Here is a 20,550-nt window from a genome sequence, read left to right on the forward strand (position 1 = left end):
GCCCCTCTCCCAAAAGGAGAGGGGAGCTAACTGCTCCGCCTGCAGACAGAGGGATCCAACCTTTACTTCCCGTCTCAGATCCTGGCGGGATCGAGGGCGTAAGTCGAATCGAACGCGGCAAGGGACATGTGCAAGCGGGGTCGGTGCATGGCCAGCAACTGGGCCAAGCGCTTGCGCAGCTCGGTTCGCGGCACAATTGCGTCGATAAGCCCCTGGGCCAGCAGGTACTCGGCAGTCTGGAAGCCTTCGGGAAGCTTGCCCTTGCCGATGGTTTGCTCAATAACATTGGGCCCGGCAAACCCCACCTGGGCGCCTGGCTCGGCCAGGATCAAGTCTCCCAGCATGGCAAAGCTGGCGGTCACCCCCCCATAGGTGGGATGGGTAAGCACGGAGATAAACAACTGGCCGGCTTCGCGGTGCCTTTGCAGAGCGGCTGCCGTTTTGGCCATCTGCATCAGGCTGAGGATCCCTTCCTGCATGCGGGCTCCCCCAGAGGCCGAAAAAAGGATCAGGGGTAGGTGATCGCAGGTGGCGCGTTCGGTGAGACGGGTAATCTTCTCGCCTACGACCGAGCCCATGCTGCCGCCCATAAAGCGAAAATCCATCACGCCCATCGCCACCGGGATCCCTTCCAGAGTGCCCAACCCGGTCAGGACGGCATCCTTGAGCTGGGTGCGCTCCTGGTAGGCGGCCAGGCGCTCGGCGTAGGGCTTTTGGTCGAAAAAGTGCAGCGGATCGGTGGGGGCCAGGTGCTCGTCGAGGGGCTGCCAGGAGCCGGGATCCAAAAGCTGCTCCAGCCGCTGCGGGGCTGTGATGCGATGGTGGTAGCCACAGCTTGGACAAACCTGCCAGTTCTGCTGCAGATCTTTGCTGTAGGTGAGAGCGTCGCAAGCTGGACACTTCTGCCAGAGGCCGTCGGCAATCTCTCGCACTTGCCGCTCTTTGTCAAAGGGGCTGCTGCCTGTCAAGTTGAGAGAAGTCTGTTTGCGCCGCTCGGCAAACCAATCCAGTAAAGACATAGCCGCTGAGGTACCCCCCTAGCTAGGGATGGCCAGAGCTGAATCTACAAGCCCTGCCGGTGAGCTGCGAAACTCATCTTAACGTTCTCAAGCTATCAAAGAATCGCCAAGCTGGAAATAGAAACTTGCAGTAGCCATGACCGCAGAAACCCAGTGGCAGGTGTTGACCACAGGGGATGGATCCCTGACCTTTTTCTCCCAGGAGTTTGGGCAGGCTTTTCACAACGTCAGCGGCGCCGCTCAGGAAGCGCTGGAGAAGTTCGTCCGCCCTTGCCGGCTGGATCGGCTGCCGTTGGAGCGGGATCCGGAGGATCCCATTTGTCTTTTGGATATTTGCTTTGGCCTTGGCTACAACTCTGGCCTGGCCTTGGAGACAATCTGGCAGGTGCGGCCCGACTGCCCTGTAGAAGTCATTGGCCTAGAGCGCTCCCCGCAGGTGCCCCGCCAGGCCTGGCAGGTGGGGGTGGGATCCACTTGGAGCTTTAGCCAGGAGTGGCAACACTTTATCAACGAGGGATCCTGGCAATCGCCGCGCTGGCGCGGAACGCTGCTGTGGGGAGATGCCCGCCAAACCCTGCTCCAGGTGCCGCTGGGATGGGCGGATGCGGTGTTTTTGGATCCCTTCTCCCCTTCCGTCTGCCCGGAGCTGTGGACGGTGGACTTTTTGCGGGCAGTGGCGGCGCGAATGCGCCCCGGCGGGATCCTGGCCACCTATTCCTGTGCGGCGGCGGTGCGAGCAGCCTTGCTGGAGGCGGGGCTTTTCATTGGCTCGACGCCGCCGGTGGGTCGCCCTTGGCCGGGCACGGTGGCCTCACCCCAACCGGATCACCTGCCGCCCCTCTCCCCCATGGAGCGGGAGCACCTGAAAACCCGCGCCGCTGTGCCCTACCGGGATCCCACCTTGCAGGGAGACAGAGCCCAGATTCGGCTGCAGCGCCAGCAGGAACAGCAAACTTCACCCCTTGAGCCCACTTCCGCCTGGAAACGCCGCTGGCTTGTGCAAGCCTAGCAACCGGAGGGCAGCTTTTGCCGGGGTTGCTGTCGGGGTGTAGCCAAGACACCTGCACCAGTCCCGTACCCTTACGCACGCTGCTGTCTCTTGACAAAGTTAAGCTAAGATAAAGCTTTTTCTCCAGGGAACTGCTATGTCTACACTGGTTGCCCTTTGTGCCGAACAGCACCGGGTTATCCTGCAGTTCTTGGCTCGTCTCTCTCGGGCCTCGGAGTTGGATCTGGAGCAGCGGCGTCTCTGGGTGCAAAGGTTGCGGCAGCGCCTCTCCCGCCACATTCAATTGGAGCGCCATGTCCTCTACCCGCTGCTCAGGACGGCTCTGGCAGCGGATCCCCAGCTCAGCAGCCAGGTCAATGGGCTGGAGCAACAGTTGCGGGATCAGATCCCGGAGCTGACCCGCTTTTTGCACCAGGCGGAGCGTGAGCCGCAGCAGTTGGATCCCTCTGCTGCCCTTCACTTTTATCGGCAGTTGCGGGCCCAGTTTGCGCAGGAAGAGCAGCTCTTGCCCTCCCTCTTTGCCCAGCGTGTTTCTCCCGCCGCCGAGCAGCAGCAGTTGCGCCTGTTCCGCAAGCGCCTGCAGGCCAGTGCCCCCAGTTCTGCCGGTCGTCGCCTCAATTTAGAGGAATGGGAGCGGCAGGCCGTGACTCGCCCTGTCTTGCCCCGCGAACGCCTTTGGCCCCCGCCAGGTAGCACGGCGTCGATGGCCACCCCTTAACCGAGGACGGTCTTGTCTTTGGATTCTGCCTTGGGTAACTTTCTGCTGGTTTTGGCAAGCTGGCCTGTGGTATTTTTTCCCCAGACGACCCCTCGAACCGATGCAACCCTGGGATCCCGAAACCTACGTCGACTCGATGGCCCAACTGCTGCAACTGCCCCTGCATCCCGACCATCGAGCGGGGGTGATCGCAAACTTCGCCCGCTTTTTGCCCCTTGCTCAACAGGTACTGGAGTTTCCGCTGCCACCGACGGTTGAGCCAGATCCTACCTTCAACCCCCAGCCATGACCCCGGATTCCCCTCTTCTCGGCAGCGCCGACGGGTTCGCGATTGCCAGGGCCGTCCGCCGGGGATCCGTGAGCGCCCAGGCAGTGGTGGCCGCCTGTCTGGAGCGGATTCGCCAGCGGGATCCCCAGCTCAATGCCTTTACAGCCGTGCTGGAAGCATCGGCCCTGCAGGCGGCGGAGCGGCTGGATCGACAGGTGGCCAAAGGGATCCCGGTGGGCCCCCTGGCGGGGGTGCCTTTTGCCGTCAAGAACCTCTTCGACGTGGCTGGCCTCACCACCCTAGCCGGTTCGGCGATCAACCGCGAGAACCCCCCGGCCACCCAAGATGCCACGGTGGTGGCCCGCCTCAAGCAGGCAGGGGCAATCCTGGTGGGCACCCTCAACATGGACGAGTACGCCTACGGCTTTGTAACCGAAAATAGCCACTACGGCCCCACCCGCAACCCCCACGATCTCAGCCGCAGTGCCGGCGGCTCTTCGGGTGGCTCGGCAGCAGCCGTGGCCGGGGGCTTGGTACCCCTCAGCCTGGGCAGCGACACCAACGGCTCGATTCGGGTGCCCGCCGCCTTGTGCGGCATCTACGGCCTCAAGCCCACCTATGGCCGTCTGTCGCGGGCAGGGGTGGCCCTGTTGGCTCCCAGTTTCGACCACGTGGGCCCCTTGGCCCGTTCGGTGGCCGATCTCGCCCTCAGCTTCGATGCCATGCAAGGGCCGGATCCCCAGGATCCCGTCTGCGCCCGCCGCCCTGCGGATCCCACCTTTGGGCAATTGGGGCAAGGGATCCAAGGCTTGCGCATTGCCGTGGCCGACGACTACTTCCTGCGGGGAGCAGAGCCCCACATCCTGGCCGGCGTGGAAAAAGTGGCCCAGGCCCTGGGAGCCCAGCAAACGGTGCGGATCCCGGAGGCCGAGCGCGCCCGCGCCGCTGCCTTCCTGATCACGGCTGCCGAGGGAGCCAACCTGCACCTGCATCACCTGCGAACTCGTCCCCACGACTTCGACCCGGCGACCCGGGATCGCCTTTTGGCTGGCGCTCTGCTGCCCGCCAGTTGGATCGTGCAGGCGCAGCGCTTTCGCCGCTGGTATCGCCAGCAGCTTCAGGCCCTCTTTCAAGAGATCGACCTGTTCATCGCCCCCACCACCCCCTGCTCTGCCCCCTTGCTTGGCCAAGAGAAGATGGTGATCGCTGGGGTGGAAGTCCTCACCCGGCCCAACCTGGGTCTCTACACCCAGCCCCTCTCGTTTGTCGGCCTGCCGGTGCTGTCGGTGCCGCTGCGCGAGAGCGGATCCCTGCCCTTTGGCGTCCAACTGGTGGCTGCCCCCTACCAAGAGGCCAACCTGTTGCGGGCCGCCGCCCATCTGGAAGCGCTGGGGATCCCGGAGGCGCGGCCTGCCTGAGCCAGCAGAGGCCCCCTTTCAGGCGCGTTTGAACCATATCTGGTGTTTTTTAATTTTAAATGCTCCGCTCCAGACGCTAAATGTGTGATCCCCTCAATGGGAGTAAAAATGTGCTACTCTTAAGGGCCGTTTTTGCCAGAGAGTTTGAATCTGGTTGGGGCAGGACGTGAGCTGCTTGCCTAGAGAGAGGAAAATCTTAAAGTAAAATTAATCCCCCAGTTGTTGTAGCGAATAACCTCTTTTCCGGGTTGGGTCGATAGAATGAACGGCATAAAATAGACACGGCACCCCCACCTGGATCTTAGTCGCTATGAAGCACCTTGATTCTGTGGCCCAGCGCTACATGAAACTGTGCGAGGCTTATCTTTCTCTCAACGAAGCCTTCGACAAATTGGATCAATCCCACAGCCGTCTGCAGCGCCACTTCAAACAACTGTTCGGCTATTTCAGCGCCGCTCAGCAGGCTTTGGTTCAACTGCCGCTCTTGCAGCAGCGCATCGAGCAGAGCGACCGCCGGCTTCATTCCCTGCGGGAAGAGCTACAGGCCAAAGAGGCTCGGCTGAGCGAGCTGATCGCCAACTATGACCAAGTTTGTGGTGAGCTGGACTCTACCAAAGCAGAGCTGTTGGGCGCTCAAGCGTTGATCGAAAAACTCGAGGCGGAAAACACTCAGGTTTTGGAACGCTTGAGTCGGCTGACCCGCATGGAAGAGGAAATGGCAAACTTGGCAGAACAGCTAGCCCAAGCGAACGCAGCTCGTCAGCAGATGGAAGTTCAAAACCGCGAGCTGGAACGAGCTTTGGGAGATCGGGATCAGCACATTTACAGCCTGCAAAAGCAACTGGCCCAACTGGAGCAAGAGATGGCCTTGTTGAAAGCTCAACGGGATGAGGCCATCGCTCGCGCTGAGCAGGCGGAAGCCGGGCTGAAAGCGCAAACCGACCAAGTTCAGACTTTACGAAACAAGCTCCATCAAGCCGAACAGCAACTGGCAGTGGTGGCCCTAAACGAGCTAGAGCTCTTGCTCGACCATAATTCGATCAATCTTTTGCAAGAAGCAGAGCAGGCTGCACAAGCGGATGCCCAGGTGCTGGCAACCCTGCCGGAGGCTTTGGCCGAGGCGGAAGGCATTCTGCTGGAGATCGACCAGTTCATTTTGGCTTGTTCAGGGCCCCTGCAGTCGCAGGCTGCCTGAGCGGGCAAGCGGATTAGCTAAAAACCCATCAGACGGGCAACAGCGGCCAGCTCGGGGGCAACCCCCGTGTGGACGGGAGCGGCTCCCTGTTGGGTGGCCGTGTCGGGATCCTTGAGGCCGTTGCCGGTGAGAACGCATACCACCTGGGCGCCGGCGGGCACCTGCTCCCGCCATTTCAGCAACCCGGCCACCGAGGCGGCACTGGCCGGCTCGCAGAAGATCCCTTCCTCTGCCGCCAGCAGACGATAGGCCGCCAAGATCTCTTCGTCGGTCACGCTGTCCACCCGGCCACCGCTGACCTGGACTGCCGCCTTGGCCTTCGCCCAACTGGCAGGGTTGCCGATGCGAATGGCCGTGGCCACCGTTTCCGGATGTTCCACCACGCGATCGAGGACGATGGGGGCGGCGCCGGCCGCCTCAAAGCCGTAGAGGCGCGGGCGGCGGCTGGCCTTGCCCTGTTGGCGGTACTGGCAAAAGCCCATCCAGTAGGCGGTGATGTTGCCGGCATTGCCCACGGGGATGCAGAGCCAGTCGGGGGCATCCCCCAACGCATCCACCACCTCGAAGGCAGCGGTTTTTTGCCCCTCCAGCCGGAAGCGGTTGACAGAATTGACCAGCGCCACCGGGTAGGTTTCCGCCAGTTGCCGCACCATGGCCAGTGCTCGGTCGAAGTTGCCCTGGATGGCGATGATCTCGGCCCCGTACATCAGGGTTTGGGCCAACTTGCCCTTGGCCACATAGCCATCTGGGATCAGCACGTAGGCCCGCAGGCCCCCTTTGGCCGCATAGGCGGCGGCTGCCGCCGAGGTGTTGCCGGTGCTGGCGCAGATGACGGCTTCCGCCCCCGCCTCTTTGGCCTTGGATACAGCCATGGTCATGCCGCGATCCTTGAAGCTGCCGGTGGGGTTGAGGCCCTCCAGCTTCAGGTAAACCTGGCAGCCCCGCCCCAGCCGTCGGCTCAGCGCGGGAGAGGGGACTAGAGGGGTGTTGCCCTCGTGCAGCGTAATTACAGGGGTGCCGGGGCCGACGGGGAGCCACTCCCGGTAGTACTCGATGAGGCCGGGCCAGAGCCCCACTTGGGCGCGGGATCCGGCCATACGGGAGGGATGGGTGGAATTGAGGGTGACCATGCTGCCGAGAAGTCGAGGCCATCGAAGAACTGGCTTTTTAACTGTAACTGTTTGGGGAGCGCTTGTATCGGCTCTGCCCCATGCCGGCAGGGGGGAGCCTATCCGGGCAAGGGCTGCAGGGCCAGGGCTTGGGCCAGGGCGTGCAGCTTGAGGCGGATCTCGGCCAACTCCTGGACGGGGTTGGAATCGGCCACGATGCCGGCACCAGCATACAGGCGGGCCCGCTCCCCCTCGATCAGGGCCGAGCGGATCCCGACCACCAGCTCGCCATTGCCCTGCAAGTCCACCCAGCCTAGCGGGGCGGCATAGCTGGCGCGATCGAAGGGCTCCACCTGCTCCAGCCACTGCAGCGCCGCCTGTTGGGGATAGCCTCCCACGGCTGCCGTCGGGTGCAGTTGGGCCAACAGGTCGAACAGATGCACGTCGGCGGGGAGCTCCACCTCGATGACCGTTTGCAGATGCTGGATGTTGGCCAGGCGGAGCAGCCGCGGTTGCGGGGAGATCTGAGGATCCATCCCCAGCCGGCCCAAAGCCTCTTGAATCGAGCGCACCACCCACTGGTGTTCGCGGCGGTCTTTGGCGCTGCGGAGCAATTGCTCGGCCAACATCCGATCCTGGTGGCCGTTGGCGCCGCGGGCGATGGAGCCGGCCAGCGCATCGATCTGCACCCGGCCTTGCCACACCGAAAGCAGCCGCTCCGGGCTGGCCCCCACGAAAACCTGAGCGGGAAGCGGGGACTCCTCTGGGATCCCTTGGCTCTCCATCTCTGAGGCAAAGGCGAAGACGCTGCAATCGGGGTGATGGGCCTCCAGATAGGCCAACAGGGAGGGGAGCGGGGGAGGGGAGGGCAACGCCAGATCCACGGCTTCCGCCAGCACCACTTTTTGCAGGGATCCCGCCTCAATGGCCTGCAGGGCTTTTTGAATCCGCGCCAAGAGGGCTGCTTCCGCCACCGCCACCTCCAGAGGGGGCTGCAGCTCCCAGCGGGGCAAGGGCGCTTGGGAAAGGCGCTGCATGTGGGCAAAAAAAGCGGCGATCTGGCCGGCCAAGGCCGCCGGGTCACTGTCGGGACCGATTTCCAGATTGAGCCGCGCCACCGTCAGCTCCCCCCCCACCTGCAACAGTTGCCAGCGGGGCAGAACCAACGCCGCTGCGCCACCGCTCCCGGGGCCGAAGCCAAAGCGGCAGAAGCACAAGGGGCGTTCTTGTCGGCTGCCACCCCTTGGCGGAGACTCGCTGCCGCTGACGGGAGCGACATGGACATGAGGCTGCAACGCTTGTACAAAAGCCCGTGCCGTCTGAAATCGCTCCTCCCCCGAAAGATCCACCTGCCGCAGGGATCCCCACCCCAGCACCCGCACCCTTTCTCCCTGGGTCTGGTGGGAGAGATAGCAATGGTGGGAGAAGCGGTTTGGGGGAAGCCAGCTCAACTGCCGGGCCAGCGCCGCCAGCGGATCTAGCCCTGGGACAGGCCGCGACAGGCTGAGGATTTGAGGGATCCCCTGCGCCCGCGCCCTCTCTTGGCAGGCGGCCAGAAGGGAATGCCAGCAGAGCCGCTCCCCCTCCTGGTCTGTCCCAACAGAGGCGGAAGTGATCGACGGCCAGGCTCTCGGCCGCTCCGCACTGGGGGCATTCCAAGAAAAAAGAGAGGAGGTCATGCAAAAAAGAGTACAGAAGCCGATCCCACCTTGGCCGAAAACAGGACGAGCGTCGACCCGGAGGGGAACCGCCAGCAGGGTACTTCAGGATACAAAATTATACGAGATCAGGAGACAGGCCGGTTGCTTGGGCCTTCAGGGGCAAAACCTGAGGAACTTCTTCACGGATTGCAAAGTTTCTTAGCATCCCTGGGGATGGGAACGGAAGCATCCTAACCTAACAAATACAGAGCATACACAGAACCAGAGAGAGCCAGGGCCAACATGCTCGCACAGCCGGAACCGTCCAAGAGAACGCGCAGGAGTCCAGAGGCCAGCCCAGTACAGCTTGCCGAAAAGAGCACTTGGGATCGTCCCTCGCGGCGGCAATTGTGGATGGCCGCCCTTAAGCCCCCCATGTACAGCGTGGCGATCATGCCCATCTGGGTGGGATCCGCCATCGCCTATGCCCAGGCAGGGGCGATGGATGTAGGAGTTTTGGCCGTATTTCTGGGAGCAGCCATCTGTCTTTTGGCTTGGGTCAACCTCAGCAACGACGTGTTCGATGCCCAGACAGGGGTGGACAAAAACAAGCTCCACTCGCTGGTCAACCTGACGGGCAAGCCGGGGCAGGTATTTTGGGTGGGGAATGCCTTTTTGGCCTTGGGGCTGGCAGGGATCCTGTGGCTGAGCTGGCGGCAATCGGATCCGACGGTGCTGCTATTGGTGCTGCTGGCCTGCGGGCTGGGCTACGCCTACCAGGGGCCGCCCCTGCGCCTGGGCTACCAGGGCCTGGGGGAGCTCCTCTGTTTTTTGAGCTTCGGGCCGCTGGCGGTTTTGGCCGCCCACTACAGCCAAAGCCGAAGCTGGTCGCTGCCGGGGCTGGCGGCCTCACTGGTGGTGGGGATGGTAACCAGTTTGATTTTGTTTTGCTCCCATTTCCATCAGGTGGAGGACGATCTGGCTGCCGGCAAGCGCTCGCCGGTGGCCCGCCTGGGCACCTTGCGCTCCGCCCGCCTCATCCCTTGGATCTGCGGCAGTCTGTTCGGCCTGATGCTGCTGTTTGTGGGGCTGGGGGCTTTTCCGGCCTGGACGCTGCTGAGCTTGGCCGGGATCCCGTTTGCGGTGCAGCTTTCCCGCCTGCTGTGGGCTTACCACGACCAGCCGCAGCGGATCAGCCACTCCAAGTTCATCGCCGTCAACCTCCATTTTTGGCTGGGGCTGTTTCTGGGGTTGGGCTTTATCCTCAGCCGTCTGGGATAAACCAGAACCTTAGAAATGCTCCAGATCCCGCCGCGGCGGCCTGTAAATTGCGGTAAGCTACAGCCTAGGTTGCCGGGCCCCGCTACCGGTCGTGGGCTAAGGATCGACGTGGAGAAGCAGCGAGAACAGGATGCGGCGATTTTTCAATTCCAATCTGGGGGTGACGCTCTTGGGGAGCAGCCTCTTAGCTGCTTTGGTCGGTTGGGCCTTGTCCATCGATATCGAAGAAGTGAAGGTGGAGTCTCCCCCCCCGGATCAGCCCCTTTCGGTCAGCCGCAGGGTGGATATTGTGGGGCGGCGGGGGGGCTATCGGCGTTGGCGGCTGATCGCCGAGCAGGTGGAGCTGGCCACTGGACAACAGGTGTTTGAGCAGGGGGCGCACGGCTACTTCTACGGAGAAAGTGCCGATCAGCTGGAAGGAGTGCCGGATCCGTTTTTTGCCAGCAGCGAGCAGATGACTTGGCAGGCCAAGCGTGCCCGCTACGATGCCAGCGCCGACGCGCTGTATCTGGATGAGGGGGTGGAGGTGAGGAGCGAGGATGGCAGCCTGCTCCTGACCCGCGCTCTGCGAATCACCCCCGAAGAGCGCATCGAGGTGCCGGAGGCCTTCACCCTCAAAGGGCAAGAAATGATCCTAGAGGGCCGCTCCGGCTCGTTTAACTTCCAATTTGCCCTCCTCAGCGCCCAGCAGGGCAAGCTAACTGTGCTGCCCTTGGATTCGGCGGCGGCGGATCCCGCTTCCACCACCATCACCGCCGACCAGATCACCTACGACCGCACCCAACAGGTGGCCGAAGGGAAAGGGAACCTGCGCATCCGCGAAGGCGGCCTCGAGATCCGCGCCCCTCAGGGCACCTACCTGCGCCGACAGGCCCAGAGCATTCTCTCCGGCGGCGTCGTGTTGCAGGAGGTGGCCGACCCTGGCAGCCGGGATCCCCTCTTGGCGGATCTGCGCTTGGCCCAGGCTGGCCCACAGGCTACTTCCAACCAACCGGATCAGGAGGTCACCATCATCGCCGACCGCCTCACCTACGACCGCAACACGCAAGTTGCCCGCGGGGAAGGCAACCTGGAAATCCGCCAGGGGGAAACCGTCATCCAGTCGGCCCAGGGCACCTACCGCCGTCGCGAATCCCAAAGCCTGCTGACGGGGGGAGTTACCCTGCGCGAGCCGGGGCGGGTGCTCACCTCCGCCCGCCTGGAGGGCAACCACCGCGACAAGATCTTCTTCTTCGAGGAAAACGTTCTCTACCGGCAGATGGCCGCCTCTACCCCAGCCGCCGGCGGCGGATCCCTGACGGAGGAGCTGCGCCAAGCCGAAACGGAAGTGCGGGCCGCCCGCCTGGTTTACAACTCCCGCACCGGCACCTCGGAGTTCAGCGAGGCCGTCGAGTTCATCCAGCGGGGGCGCAAGGCCAAGGCCAACCAGGCCACCATCACCCCTGAAAAGGTGGAGCTGCGGGGGGAGGTGGTGATTGAGCAGATCGAGGGGGACTGGCTGGCGCGGCGTCTGCAAAACCCGCAGACCCAGGCCGATGTGGACCAGCCGACCGTGATCTACGCCGACCGGGTGGAGATCGACCAGGCCAGCAGCGATGCCCGCTTCTTCGGCAATGTGGTCATCGTGCAGGCCAACCGCGCCATCGAAGGGGATCGCGCCGACTACTCTGACCAAGGGCAGATTTTCAGGATCACCGCCGACCAGGCTCCCGTCCTCCTCTGCGATCGCGGCGAGATCAATCCGATTCCCCGCGAGAGCGGCGCACCGCTGCCCGGTCGCGATGCTCTGGATCAGATGTGCCGGGGCGCCAACCGCCTCAGCGGCAGGCTGGTCACCCTGAACTTGGAACAGGATGAGTACACTGTCGAGGGGGACGAGCAGCAGCAGGGGATGTTTCAATTTCGCATCACCGATGCTCTCTGACGGGATCCCATCCTGGCTGGGGGTCGTCTAGATCTCGAAAGCTGGCTGAGGTTGTGCACCTGAGGTAACAGAGCCAAATGACCACCCCACTGGCCAAGGGTCAACGGCGCGGAACTTCTGCCCAGACGGGAAGCTTTTGGGGATCCCTGAAGTTGGGGGGCTTTTTTTTGGAGTTTTATCTCTGCAAAGAGATGATCCGCCCCTTCTTTTTGGGCGTGGCGGGGGGCACGGTGATGATGCTGGGCAACCAGCTTTTTATCTACGCCGATTTGCTGGTGAAAAAAGGCGCCCCTCCCCTCACGATTTTGCACATTCTCCTCCTCAACTTGCCCGCCATTTTGGTGGTCACCTTCCCCATCGCCGGCCTCTTTGCCACCCTGCTCACCCTGGGCAGGATGGGGGCCGATAGCGAGATCACGGCTCTGCGGGCCGCCGGGATCCCCTATCGCAAGGTGCTGATTCCGGTGCTCTGCATCGGTCTACTGATCAGCGGCCTGGCGCTGTTGACCAATGAAGTGATCGTGCCCCAAACCAACCAAAAGGTGAAAACCCTGAACACCAACCTCATCCTGGCTCAGGATGCCCTTCCGTTTGACTCCGAAGAAATTGTGCGGGTGGACGACGACCTTTGGTTTCATGTGGGATCCATTGACCCGAAGACCGGCTTGATGCACGATCTGCTGATTTTGGATCGCAAGGCCGAGACCGGCCACCTACGCTACCCGCAGGTGATCTCGGCCCAAACTGCGCAGCAGGTGGGCCAAGCGTGGCACCTGCAAGACGTGGTGATCCGTCGCTACGACGAGCGGGGGAGCACCTACTACGAGGGCCAGGTGGCGGAGATGGAGCTGAACATCGTCAACAAGTTGGTGGGCCTGGTGTACGCCGAAAAGGTGCCCCAGGAGCAACGGGCGGCAGAGCTGTGGGAGCAATGCCAGCGATATCGAGCGGAGCAACGTCCTTCTGCCGATGTGGCCCGCTGCCTGACGGAGTACCACCTCAAGTTCGCCATTCCCTTGGCCAGCTTTTTCGCCATCTTGGTGGCTGCGCCCTTGGGCCTGCAAACGGTGCGGCAGACCGGGCGCTATGGTAGTGTGGCGCTGGCGATTGTCCTGGTGTTTATTTACTATGTACTGATGAGCTTAGGACGCGCGATGGGTCGAGTTGAGCATATCGATCCCTGGCTGGCCGCCTGGTTGCCGAATATGATTTTCGGCGGGGTGGGCTTCTCTCTACTGTGGCGGTTTTTACGGTGAGATTCGGCAACTTCCCACATGGCTTCAGCCCTTGGGCAAGGTGGCTAGCCCTTTGCTGGGGCAGCTCCCTGTGGGTGGGGATGGGGGAGGCGGTCTTTGCCCAGTTGGATCCCCTGCCCACCGATCTGGAGGGCTACCAGCGCTTTTGGGCGGCCCAGCAAAGGCGGGATCCCGGTGCCAGCCGATTGGGGAATCCCATCACCTTGGCCGAGGCCCAATCCTCCCCGCCTGCTGTGCCCTTGACGACGGCAACTGGATCTCCTGCGGCCTCTGGTTCTGATCCTGGAGCTTCTGGATCCCTGCCACCCAGCACCCCTCCTGAAAAGGCCCTCACGCCAGAAGAGCTAAACCGGCAGCGGCTGCAACGGCTTTTGGCCGAAGGGGCGGCGGCCCACGCCCGGCGGCAGGCACAACAGGCCCAGGCAACGCCGTCTTCCCGGCCCGCTTCAGCAGCGACGCCCCCTGCAACCGTTCCGACTCTGGACTCTCTCGGCTCCCCCCGTTCCCAAGCTGCTGCCCTGCGGATGGAAGAAGAACTCCGGCTGCGTCCCACCGAGGCTACGCGCGCCCTAGGATCCACTGTCGAGAGCCCGGCCACTGCTCAAGGGCAAGCGGAGCTGGGTGAGGCCTCCGGCCCGCTGTCGCCAACCAACCGGATCCCGCCTTTCCCCCAGACCGTTCCTTCCTTGATCTCGCAAGCCGGTGGGAGCTTGGCGATCCCTGCGTTGGGAGGGACGGGAACCACTCAAGGGGGAAGCGAAACCGGAACAGAAGCTTTTGTTCCTACTGTCGGTTCCCCCCTGGCCCCTCAACTGCTGGAGCAGTTCCCGCTTCTACGGGATCTGAGCACCGAGACGGCGGGGAACGTTGACCTAGGCCGAGTGGGGGGATCCCAGATTCGCCAGCAGCTGGCGGCCACCGCCACCAGCCAACGGCAGATCCCCCTCGACCCGGATCAGATCAACGTCAGTGGGGATGTGCTCAGCTACATCGCCGAACAAGACCTGGGCATTGCCGAGGGAAACGCCCAGATCCAACTGGCGGACGGCACCCGCATCACTGGCGAGCGGCTGTTGTTTTACCGGCGGGAACGGCGCCTGCGCAGCGAGGGCCCCTTCCGGATGGAACAGCCCCCTGGCCCCCAGGGTCGCGGCATCCGGCAAATCGAGGGGCGCAACTTGGATCTGGACATCCCCAGGCGGTCTGCCCAATTTGAAAACTCGCTGGTGATCCTGCCGGGGGAGGAGCCGGGCACCCAGGTTTTTGTGCGCAGCCAAGAGACCACCGCCCTGTTGGGGGATCAGATTTTTTTTGAGAAGGCCACCGTCACCACCTCGCCGAAGCCGCCCATCACCCACTACGTGCAAGGGGATCGGGTGGAGGTGTTTCCCGATGACCGGGTCATCGTTTACGACGCCCGCGTCTTTGCCGGCGGCGAGCTCAGCGAAGAGGGCGATCTGCGGGCGGGGCTGCAGATTGCCTACTTGCCTCTTTTCATTTACAGCCTGCGGGATCACCAGTGGGTGCTGCCGGGGCGCAGTGAGGCGGAAGGGGTGTTTGTCAAATCCAGTTGGGCCTATCGCTTCGACGAGTACAACTTCGGTGGCCTGCGGCTGGATGTCCTGCAGAAGAAAGGCCTGGGCATCGGCTTTCTACACGACTACATCCTCCCCATCCCCGACAGCGTCAACTACGGGCGGGCCCAGTTTTACCTGGTAACCGAGGCCGACCAGCGGCGCTTCTCCAGCCGCTTCCGCCTCGACCACAACTTCGACTTCTACGCCGCCAACCTCCTCGGCCAAGAGGGCCAACTGCGGGGCCAGCTCAACCTCAACCTGGACAACACCTACCGCCCTGCCGGCGGGCGTAACGACAACGCCGACCTGCGCCTCAACACCACCTTTCAGGGGGATCTCTCCACCACCACCCTCAACATCAGCCGCAGTGGATCCCAGGAAAACGGCACCTATAGCTTTCCCCTCACCCTCAGCCACATCCAGCGCTACGGGGGCGTGCCTTGGCTGCAATCGGATCTGCGCCTGGACTACAACCAGCGGGTGAGCGTCAAAGATGGGCCGGATTTCGCTGATGCGCGGCTGACGCTGGGTGCCCAACTCACCCCACCCGGCTGGGGAGGCACCTACCGCCTCAACTACCGCGCCTACAGCAGCTCCAACGGCGACACCGAGCCGCGCCGCAACTTCGAGCTGGCCTTCAATCCCGATCTCCTCCGCATCACTCCCGATATCTTCCTCAGCAACGCCCTCACCCTGACCCAAGAGCAACAGCCAGATCGAGAAGTGGGATCCGGCCTTAACTTTTTCAATCGCTACGAGCTGCGCTCCAGCCTTCAATTCAACGACATTCAACCGGCTCCCTGGATCACCTTCATGCCCGGCTCGATCGACTACACCCAAGTCCTGTACTCAACCCCCGACCAGGAATCCACCGTCAGCCTCAACCCCCGCCTCAGCCTCAAGCCCGCCGACTGGAACACCATCGACCTGCGCTACAGCCGCACCTTTTACGGCAACAATTCCGCTCCTTTTCAAACCCTTTCCGTCAGCCCCAAGGATGTCGATCGCCTCAACGCTAACATCAGCTTCTTTACGCCGCGCGACTTCCTGCCCAACGTGCCCCCCGGCTACATTGCCTTTGAAGATGACCTGCCCGGCGAGCTGCCCATAGCTCTGACCTTCCCGGACGACACCCCGGAGGACTTGGAAGCGATTGCCTCCCGCAACTTGCAGGAGCTGCAGGCGGAAGTAAAAAACCTGTTGCGCTTCGACACCACCCTTGGCTACGACTTTGTCGCCCAAAGGTGGGACACCCTCAACGCCAACTTTACCTGGAACACCACCCCTGAGCTATTCAACATCCAGGTGCAAACCTCCTACGACCTCAACGAGGGGCAGTTACAACCGATCCGTCTGGAATATCGAGGGCGCAGCAGCACCACCTTCAACCGGGAGCAGCGCTCGGGTCTAGATAGCTATGAGCCGGGGATCAGCTACGCGCTGCAGGCGGTTTACGATCCGCGGCTAGGCCAGATCTCTACCTATGGACTGGAGTTGGATGCCACCCTCGGCACGCAGTGGCAAAACCACTGGCGGCTCCGCCTGGGCCTGACGGAGGCAGGGATCCGCCGCATTGAAGTGCGCCGCGACCTGCGGGATTTCGAGCTGCGCTTGGCCTACGATCCGCTGGCGGAGTCGCTGCGCCTGGAGGGGATCCTGGTGGCTTTCCCCAGCCGTCCGGTGGGCCTGACCCAGGAGCGGGGGGAGTTTCAACTGACCTCTCCGGTGGGTGCATTCAGCCTGGATAGTCTGGCCCGCTGATCCGGAGTTCTCTTAGGTAAGGACTAGGTAACGACGTCTGGCTGCTGCCGACCCGTGCGGGCGCGAATCTGGGCAAGGTGATCGGCCAGTTGAATCTGCTCGGCCAGGGCCACCTGGGGATCCAAGCCATGCCGGGCGGGATCCAGCTCCAGTCGCTCTAGGTATACCCGCAGAGTGGCCCCTTGGGTGCCCGTTCCCGAGAGACGGTAAATAACACGGGATCCATCTTCAAAGCCGATGCGGATCCCTTGGTTACGGGTGGTGCTGCCGTCCACGGGATCGGTATAGCTGAAGTTGTCGGCATAGGTCACCCTGTGGGATCCCAAACGCTGGCCCACCCACCCGGGCAGGGAGCGCTGCAGGTTTTCCATAAGGGCCTCGGCCACTTCCACCGGCAGGCCCTCGTAGTCGTGGCGGGAGTAGACGTTGCGTCCGTAGATGTGCCAATGTTCCTCCACGATCTGCCGCACCGGCTGCCGTCGGACGGCCAGAATGTTCAGCCAAAACAGGACGGCCCAGAGCCCATCTTTTTCGCGGATGTGGTGGGATCCGGTGCCGAAGCTCTCTTCCCCGCAGAGGGTCACTTTGCCGGCATCCAATAGGTTGCCGAAGAATTTCCAGCCGGTGGGGGTTTCGTAGCAAGGGATCCCCAACTTGGCTGCCACCCGATCCGCCGCTTGGCTGGTGGGCATGGAGCGGGCAATTCCCACCAAGCCCTCCCGGTAGCCGGGCACCAGGTGGGCATTGGCTGCCAGCACGGCCAAGCTGTCGCTGGGGGTGACGTAGAATTGGCGGCCCAGGATGAGGTTGCGATCCCCATCCCCATCGGAGGCCGCCCCGAAGTCCGGCCCGTCTTCCCGAAACAGCAGCTCCAGCAATGAGCGGGCATGCACCGGGTTGGGATCCGGGTGTCCGCCGCCAAAATCCGGCAGGGGCTGCCCGTTGAGCACGCTGCCCTCTGGCGCTCCCAAGGATCCCTGCAAAATGGCGCGAGCATAGGGGCCGGTGACGGCGTGCATGGCGTCGAAGGCGATACGGATCCCAGAGGCCAGGTAGTCGCGGATGGCGTCGAAATCGAACAGGCGCTGCATCAGGCCCAAGTAATCGGCCACCGGGTCGATGACGGACACCGTCAGGGATCCCAGCCGTTGCTCGCCCAAGCACTCCAGATCGACATCGGCAGCTTCCAGGATGCGGTACTCCCGGATCTGCTGGGTACGAGCGTAAATGGCCTCGGTCAGCTTCTCCGGGGCAGGGCCGCCGTTGCCGATGTTGTACTTGATGCCGAAGTCCCCTTCTGGGCCGCCGGGGTTGTGGCTGGCCGAGAGAATGATCCCCCCATAGGCCCCGTATTTGCGGATGAGACAGGAGACCGCCGGCGTGGAGAGGATCCCTCCCTGCCCCACCAGTACCCGCCCCATGCCGTTGGCCGCCGCCATCTTGAGCAGAACCTGAATGGCCTCCCGGTTGTGGTAGCGGCCATCTCCTCCCACCACCAGAGTTTGGCCGGCGGATCCCTCGAGGACATCAAAAATGGATTGGAGGAAGTTTTCCAGGTAATGGGGCTGCTGAAACACGGGCACCGGCTTGCGCAGCCCAGAAGTGCCGGGTTTTTGGCCAGGGAAGGGAGTTGTGGGAACGATGCGCAGGCTCATAGGCTGCCGGAAATGCTGCTTGCCCTTCTACTATCTCATCTATCTCCCCCTTGGGCGGGGTTCGGGCGCAGAGTCCTTTCCCCTCCTCCACTTGATGGATGGGATCGAGCTCAGTTTTCAATCGCCTGGCTTAACCACCCACTCCACCGGCGTTTTGCCGGGATCGGGCAACTTCAGCGAGAACAGCCCCGCCGCCAAGATCAACAGGGTAGAAAACCAAAGGCAGCCCACCAAGCCATAAAGCTGGAAGAGGATCCCGGAGGTCACCGTCCCCAGCAGGCGCCCACCGGAATTGGCCATGTAGTAAAAGCCCACGTTGAGGGCGACATCGTCATCTTCTGTATAGGCCAACACCAGGTAGGAGTGCACCGCCGAGTTGAAGGCGAAGACGATCCCAAAGAGGATGAGGCCGCCGGTCACCACCCATTCCGGCGGCAGGCCGGCCATAAAGGCGGTGGCAATGAGTGCCGGCACTGCCGTCAAGGTCAACGTCCAGATCTGAATGGTGCGGGCCTTGGGCGCGCGGCCCGGGCGCCCTCCCCCCAACAGTTGCGGCGCTACAAACTGAATAAAGCCATAGCCGATAACCCAGATGGCCATGTAGCTGCCCACCTGCATAAACGTCCAGCCCAGCTCGTCGTAGAGGAACACCGGCAGGGCCACCACAAACCACACATCCCGCGACCCAAACAGGAAAAAGCGGGCCGCCGAGAGAAGGTTGATCTCTTTGCTCTTGGAAAAGAGGCGCTTGAAGGGGATCTTGGCCTTGACCTTGCCCATATCCGCCGGCAGTAGCACCCCCGAAGAGAAGATCAAAGCCAGCGCCCCCGCCTGCACGAAGTTGGCCATGCGGAAGCCCATGGGATCCCCGTAGATCTCGGTGAAGATCTGCAGCAGGGCCGCCCCCACAAAGAACCCCACCCCCTTGAGGGCGTTCTTGGATCCCGTCAGCATGGCCACCCAGCGGAACAGGCGGGACTCGGCCTCCTTGGGCACCACCAGGCGGATGGCGCTTTTGGAACTCATCTTGGTGAGATCCTTGGCGATCCCGGCCAGAGCCTGGGCCGTCATTACGTAGGCCACCTGGCCCCAGATCGGCCACTGCAGGTTGATCACCCCCAGCATCACCAGGCCGAAGATCTGAATGGCAATGCCCCCGTACAGGGTGAGCCGCAGGCCAAACAGGGATCCAATCCAGCCGCCCAGAAAGTTGGTGATCACCCCGAAGATCTCGTAGAAGAGAAACAGCATGGCAATCTGAATCGGGGTGAAGCCCAACTTGTGGAAGTGCAGCAGCACCAACATGCGGATGGCGCCGTCGGTGACGGTAAAGCCCCAGTAGGCGGCGGTTACCAGGGCATAGTTGCGCACGGCGGCAGCTTGGGCGCTCGAGACAGAAGTCATGGGCAGGCCTCCAAGGGAGATGTTTTTATAAACTGAGAGCCACTTTGCGGGCCAATTCCGCCATGCGGTTGGCGTAGCCCCATTCGTTGTCGTACCAGGCCAGGATCTTCACCTGGGTGCCGTCCACCACCATGGTCGAGGGGGCATCCACAATGCTGGAGCGGGGATCCCCCTTGAAATCCACCGAGACGAGGGGCAGCTCCTCATAGCCGAGGATGCCCTTGAGTTCCCCCTCGGCTGCAGTCTTCAAGAGGTGATTGACTTCTTCCACGCTGGTGGGCCGCCTCACCTCGAACACCGCGTCGGTCAAAGAGGCATTCAGCAGGGGCACGCGCACTGCAAGGCCGTTGAGCTTGCCGTTGAGCTCAGGGTAGATGAGGCCGATGGCCTTAGCCGAGCCGGTGGTGGTGGGCACCAAAGACAGCAGAGCCGAGCGCGCCCGCCGCAAATCCTTGTGCGGGGCATCCACCATACTTTGGGTGTTGGTGACGTCGTGGACGGTGGTGATCACCCCGTGTAGGATGCCGATCCCCTCGTGGATGACCTTCACCAAGGGGGCCAGGCAGTTGGTGGTGCAGGAGGCGGCTGTGAGCAAATGGTGGCGGCCCGGATCGTAGAGGTGGTCGTTGATGCCCATGACGATGTTGAGGGCCGCCTCATCCTGGACGGGGGCAGCCACAATGACCTTGCGCACCCCCGCTTTGAAGTAGGCGTCCAGTTCTGCCGCCTTGACAAATTTGCCTGAGCACTCCAGCACCAGGTCGATCCCCAAATCGGCCCAGGGGACTTCGCCAGGAGATTTGTACTCGCTGAAGGTGAGGGCTTTGTCTTGGATGCGCAGCCCTTGGCCGGATGCCTCGATGTCGATGTTCCAGCGGCCCTGCACCGAGTCGAACTTGAGCAGGTGAGCTGCGGTGGCAGGCCCGCCTTTGATCTCGTTGATGTGGGCAAATTCCAGCTCCGGCCAGCCCCAAGCCGCCCGCAACACCAACCGTCCGATGCGGCCAAAACCGTTGATGCCCACCCGCACTGCCATGTTGATTGATCCCAAAATCGTTCAGTAGGGATCCCGCCTTTTCAAATGAAGATCCCGTCTCGACATTACCAGAACGCCCCACTCATTTCAAGACAAGTTGATGGAACCCACAAGGGATCCGCTGGGGTGGTGGGCATCGACAACAGGGTTCCTCCCCCAGCCGTTTTACATCAAATAAACGGTTGCGCCCAACCCGGCAAGCGGTGACCTAAGCTGGGAAAAGTCGTGCGTTTCTGGATGTGCCCTCGCCGCCTCAGCCTTCTGTGCCGGATGACTTTCC

The 20,550-nt window shown here is 62.5% G+C and carries 15 protein-coding genes; 9 read left to right on the plus strand and 6 right to left on the minus strand.

The window, feature by feature from the left end; genetic code table 11:
- Positions 1–74 precede the first annotated feature (74 nt).
- Positions 75–1,019, minus strand: coding sequence for an acetyl-CoA carboxylase, carboxyltransferase subunit beta (accD, locus tag NW844_RS02170; protein ID WP_414333078.1), 945 nt, complete (start codon positions 1,017–1,019; stop codon positions 75–77).
- Between the two features lie 136 nt (positions 1,020–1,155).
- Between accD and NW844_RS02175 the strand changes: the two genes are divergently transcribed.
- The 5 genes from NW844_RS02175 (at position 1,156) to NW844_RS02195 (ending at position 5,627) form a co-directional block, all read left to right on the plus strand.
- Positions 1,156–2,028 carry a tRNA (5-methylaminomethyl-2-thiouridine)(34)-methyltransferase MnmD gene (locus tag NW844_RS02175; protein ID WP_414333079.1) on the plus strand — a complete coding sequence of 291 codons (873 nt, stop codon included), beginning with the start codon at positions 1,156–1,158 and terminating at the stop codon, positions 2,026–2,028.
- Between the two features lie 136 nt (positions 2,029–2,164).
- On the plus strand, positions 2,165–2,746 hold the full coding sequence (locus NW844_RS02180; RefSeq protein ID WP_414333081.1) for a hemerythrin domain-containing protein: 582 nt from the start codon (positions 2,165–2,167) through the stop codon (positions 2,744–2,746).
- A gap of 100 nt (positions 2,747–2,846) precedes the next feature.
- Positions 2,847–3,035, plus strand: a complete 189-nt coding sequence (locus NW844_RS02185; protein ID WP_414333082.1) for a DUF4089 domain-containing protein — start codon at positions 2,847–2,849, stop codon at positions 3,033–3,035.
- A complete protein-coding gene (locus tag NW844_RS02190; protein ID WP_414333084.1) occupies positions 3,032–4,432 on the plus strand; it encodes an AtzE family amidohydrolase in 1,401 nt (466 codons plus the stop codon). The genes NW844_RS02185 and NW844_RS02190 overlap by 4 nt, the downstream gene beginning before the upstream one ends.
- A 310-nt stretch (positions 4,433–4,742) precedes the next feature.
- Complete coding sequence (locus NW844_RS02195) at positions 4,743–5,627, plus strand: hypothetical protein (protein ID WP_414333086.1); 885 nt, start codon at positions 4,743–4,745, stop codon at positions 5,625–5,627.
- Positions 5,628–5,644: 17 nt separating this feature from the next.
- Here NW844_RS02195 and thrC read toward each other — a convergent pair whose 3' ends face one another.
- Positions 5,645–6,724 (minus strand): threonine synthase, encoded by a 1,080-nt coding sequence (gene thrC / locus NW844_RS02200; RefSeq protein ID WP_414333101.1) that lies wholly within the window; start codon positions 6,722–6,724, stop codon positions 5,645–5,647.
- Positions 6,725–6,855: 131 nt separating this feature from the next.
- Complete coding sequence (locus NW844_RS02205; RefSeq protein ID WP_414333087.1) at positions 6,856–8,415, minus strand: isochorismate synthase; 1,560 nt, start codon at positions 8,413–8,415, stop codon at positions 6,856–6,858.
- Between the two features lie 375 nt (positions 8,416–8,790).
- Between NW844_RS02205 and menA the strand changes: the two genes are divergently transcribed.
- From menA to NW844_RS02225, 4 genes are all read left to right on the plus strand, one after another.
- The gene (gene menA, locus NW844_RS02210; RefSeq protein WP_414333088.1) at positions 8,791–9,657 is read left to right on the plus strand and encodes a 2-carboxy-1,4-naphthoquinone phytyltransferase; all 867 of its coding nucleotides are present in this window, start codon (positions 8,791–8,793) and stop codon (positions 9,655–9,657) included.
- A 130-nt stretch (positions 9,658–9,787) separates the two neighbouring features.
- A complete protein-coding gene (locus NW844_RS02215) occupies positions 9,788–11,581 on the plus strand; it encodes an LptA/OstA family protein (RefSeq protein ID WP_414333089.1) in 1,794 nt (597 codons plus the stop codon).
- 77 nt (positions 11,582–11,658) lie between these two features.
- A complete protein-coding gene (locus NW844_RS02220) occupies positions 11,659–12,837 on the plus strand; it encodes an LptF/LptG family permease (RefSeq protein ID WP_414333091.1) in 1,179 nt (392 codons plus the stop codon).
- Positions 12,838–12,917: 80 nt separating this feature from the next.
- Positions 12,918–16,175, plus strand: coding sequence for a hypothetical protein (locus NW844_RS02225; protein WP_414333094.1), 3,258 nt, complete (start codon positions 12,918–12,920; stop codon positions 16,173–16,175).
- A gap of 23 nt (positions 16,176–16,198) precedes the next feature.
- On the opposite strand, the gene NW844_RS02230 is transcribed toward NW844_RS02225, so the two are convergent.
- The 3 genes from NW844_RS02230 to NW844_RS02240 all read right to left on the minus strand — a co-directional run bounded on the left by NW844_RS02230 (position 16,199) and on the right by NW844_RS02240 (position 20,270).
- Positions 16,199–17,830, minus strand: a complete 1,632-nt coding sequence (locus tag NW844_RS02230) for an alpha-D-glucose phosphate-specific phosphoglucomutase (protein ID WP_414333096.1) — start codon at positions 17,828–17,830, stop codon at positions 16,199–16,201.
- A gap of 117 nt (positions 17,831–17,947) precedes the next feature.
- The gene (gene arsJ / locus NW844_RS02235; RefSeq protein ID WP_414333098.1) at positions 17,948–19,234 is read right to left on the minus strand and encodes an organoarsenical effux MFS transporter ArsJ; all 1,287 of its coding nucleotides are present in this window, start codon (positions 19,232–19,234) and stop codon (positions 17,948–17,950) included.
- A 25-nt stretch (positions 19,235–19,259) separates the two neighbouring features.
- Positions 19,260–20,270, minus strand: coding sequence for an ArsJ-associated glyceraldehyde-3-phosphate dehydrogenase (locus NW844_RS02240; RefSeq protein WP_414333099.1), 1,011 nt, complete (start codon positions 20,268–20,270; stop codon positions 19,260–19,262).
- Between the last annotated feature and the right edge of the window lie 280 nt (positions 20,271–20,550).

The organism is Synechococcus sp. H55.2, from assembly GCF_047462495.1.
GTDB lineage: Bacteria > Cyanobacteriota > Cyanobacteriia > Thermostichales > Thermostichaceae > Thermostichus.

Excerpts from the sequence above, each read along its gene's own strand:
- menA (WP_414333088.1), top strand. The coding sequence starts at position 8,791 with ATGGCCGCCCTTAAGCCCCCCATGTACAGCGTGGCGATCATGCCCATC.
- thrC (WP_414333101.1), bottom strand. The coding sequence starts at position 6,724 with ATGGCCGGATCCCGCGCCCAAGTGGGGCTCTGGCCCGGCCTCATCGAG.
- NW844_RS02175 (WP_414333079.1), top strand. The coding sequence starts at position 1,156 with ATGACCGCAGAAACCCAGTGGCAGGTGTTGACCACAGGGGATGGATCC.
- NW844_RS02230 (WP_414333096.1), bottom strand. The coding sequence starts at position 17,830 with ATGAGCCTGCGCATCGTTCCCACAACTCCCTTCCCTGGCCAAAAACCC.
- NW844_RS02190 (WP_414333084.1), top strand. The coding sequence starts at position 3,032 with ATGACCCCGGATTCCCCTCTTCTCGGCAGCGCCGACGGGTTCGCGATT.
- NW844_RS02215 (WP_414333089.1), top strand. The coding sequence starts at position 9,788 with ATGCGGCGATTTTTCAATTCCAATCTGGGGGTGACGCTCTTGGGGAGC.
- NW844_RS02180 (WP_414333081.1), top strand. The coding sequence starts at position 2,165 with ATGTCTACACTGGTTGCCCTTTGTGCCGAACAGCACCGGGTTATCCTG.
- NW844_RS02225 (WP_414333094.1), top strand. The coding sequence starts at position 12,918 with ATGGGGGAGGCGGTCTTTGCCCAGTTGGATCCCCTGCCCACCGATCTG.
- NW844_RS02205 (WP_414333087.1), bottom strand. The coding sequence starts at position 8,415 with ATGACCTCCTCTCTTTTTTCTTGGAATGCCCCCAGTGCGGAGCGGCCG.
- arsJ (WP_414333098.1), bottom strand. The coding sequence starts at position 19,234 with ATGACTTCTGTCTCGAGCGCCCAAGCTGCCGCCGTGCGCAACTATGCC.
- accD (WP_414333078.1), bottom strand. The coding sequence starts at position 1,019 with ATGTCTTTACTGGATTGGTTTGCCGAGCGGCGCAAACAGACTTCTCTC.
- NW844_RS02185 (WP_414333082.1), top strand. The coding sequence starts at position 2,847 with ATGCAACCCTGGGATCCCGAAACCTACGTCGACTCGATGGCCCAACTG.
- NW844_RS02240 (WP_414333099.1), bottom strand. The coding sequence starts at position 20,270 with ATGGCAGTGCGGGTGGGCATCAACGGTTTTGGCCGCATCGGACGGTTG.
- NW844_RS02195 (WP_414333086.1), top strand. The coding sequence starts at position 4,743 with ATGAAGCACCTTGATTCTGTGGCCCAGCGCTACATGAAACTGTGCGAG.
- NW844_RS02220 (WP_414333091.1), top strand. The coding sequence starts at position 11,659 with ATGACCACCCCACTGGCCAAGGGTCAACGGCGCGGAACTTCTGCCCAG.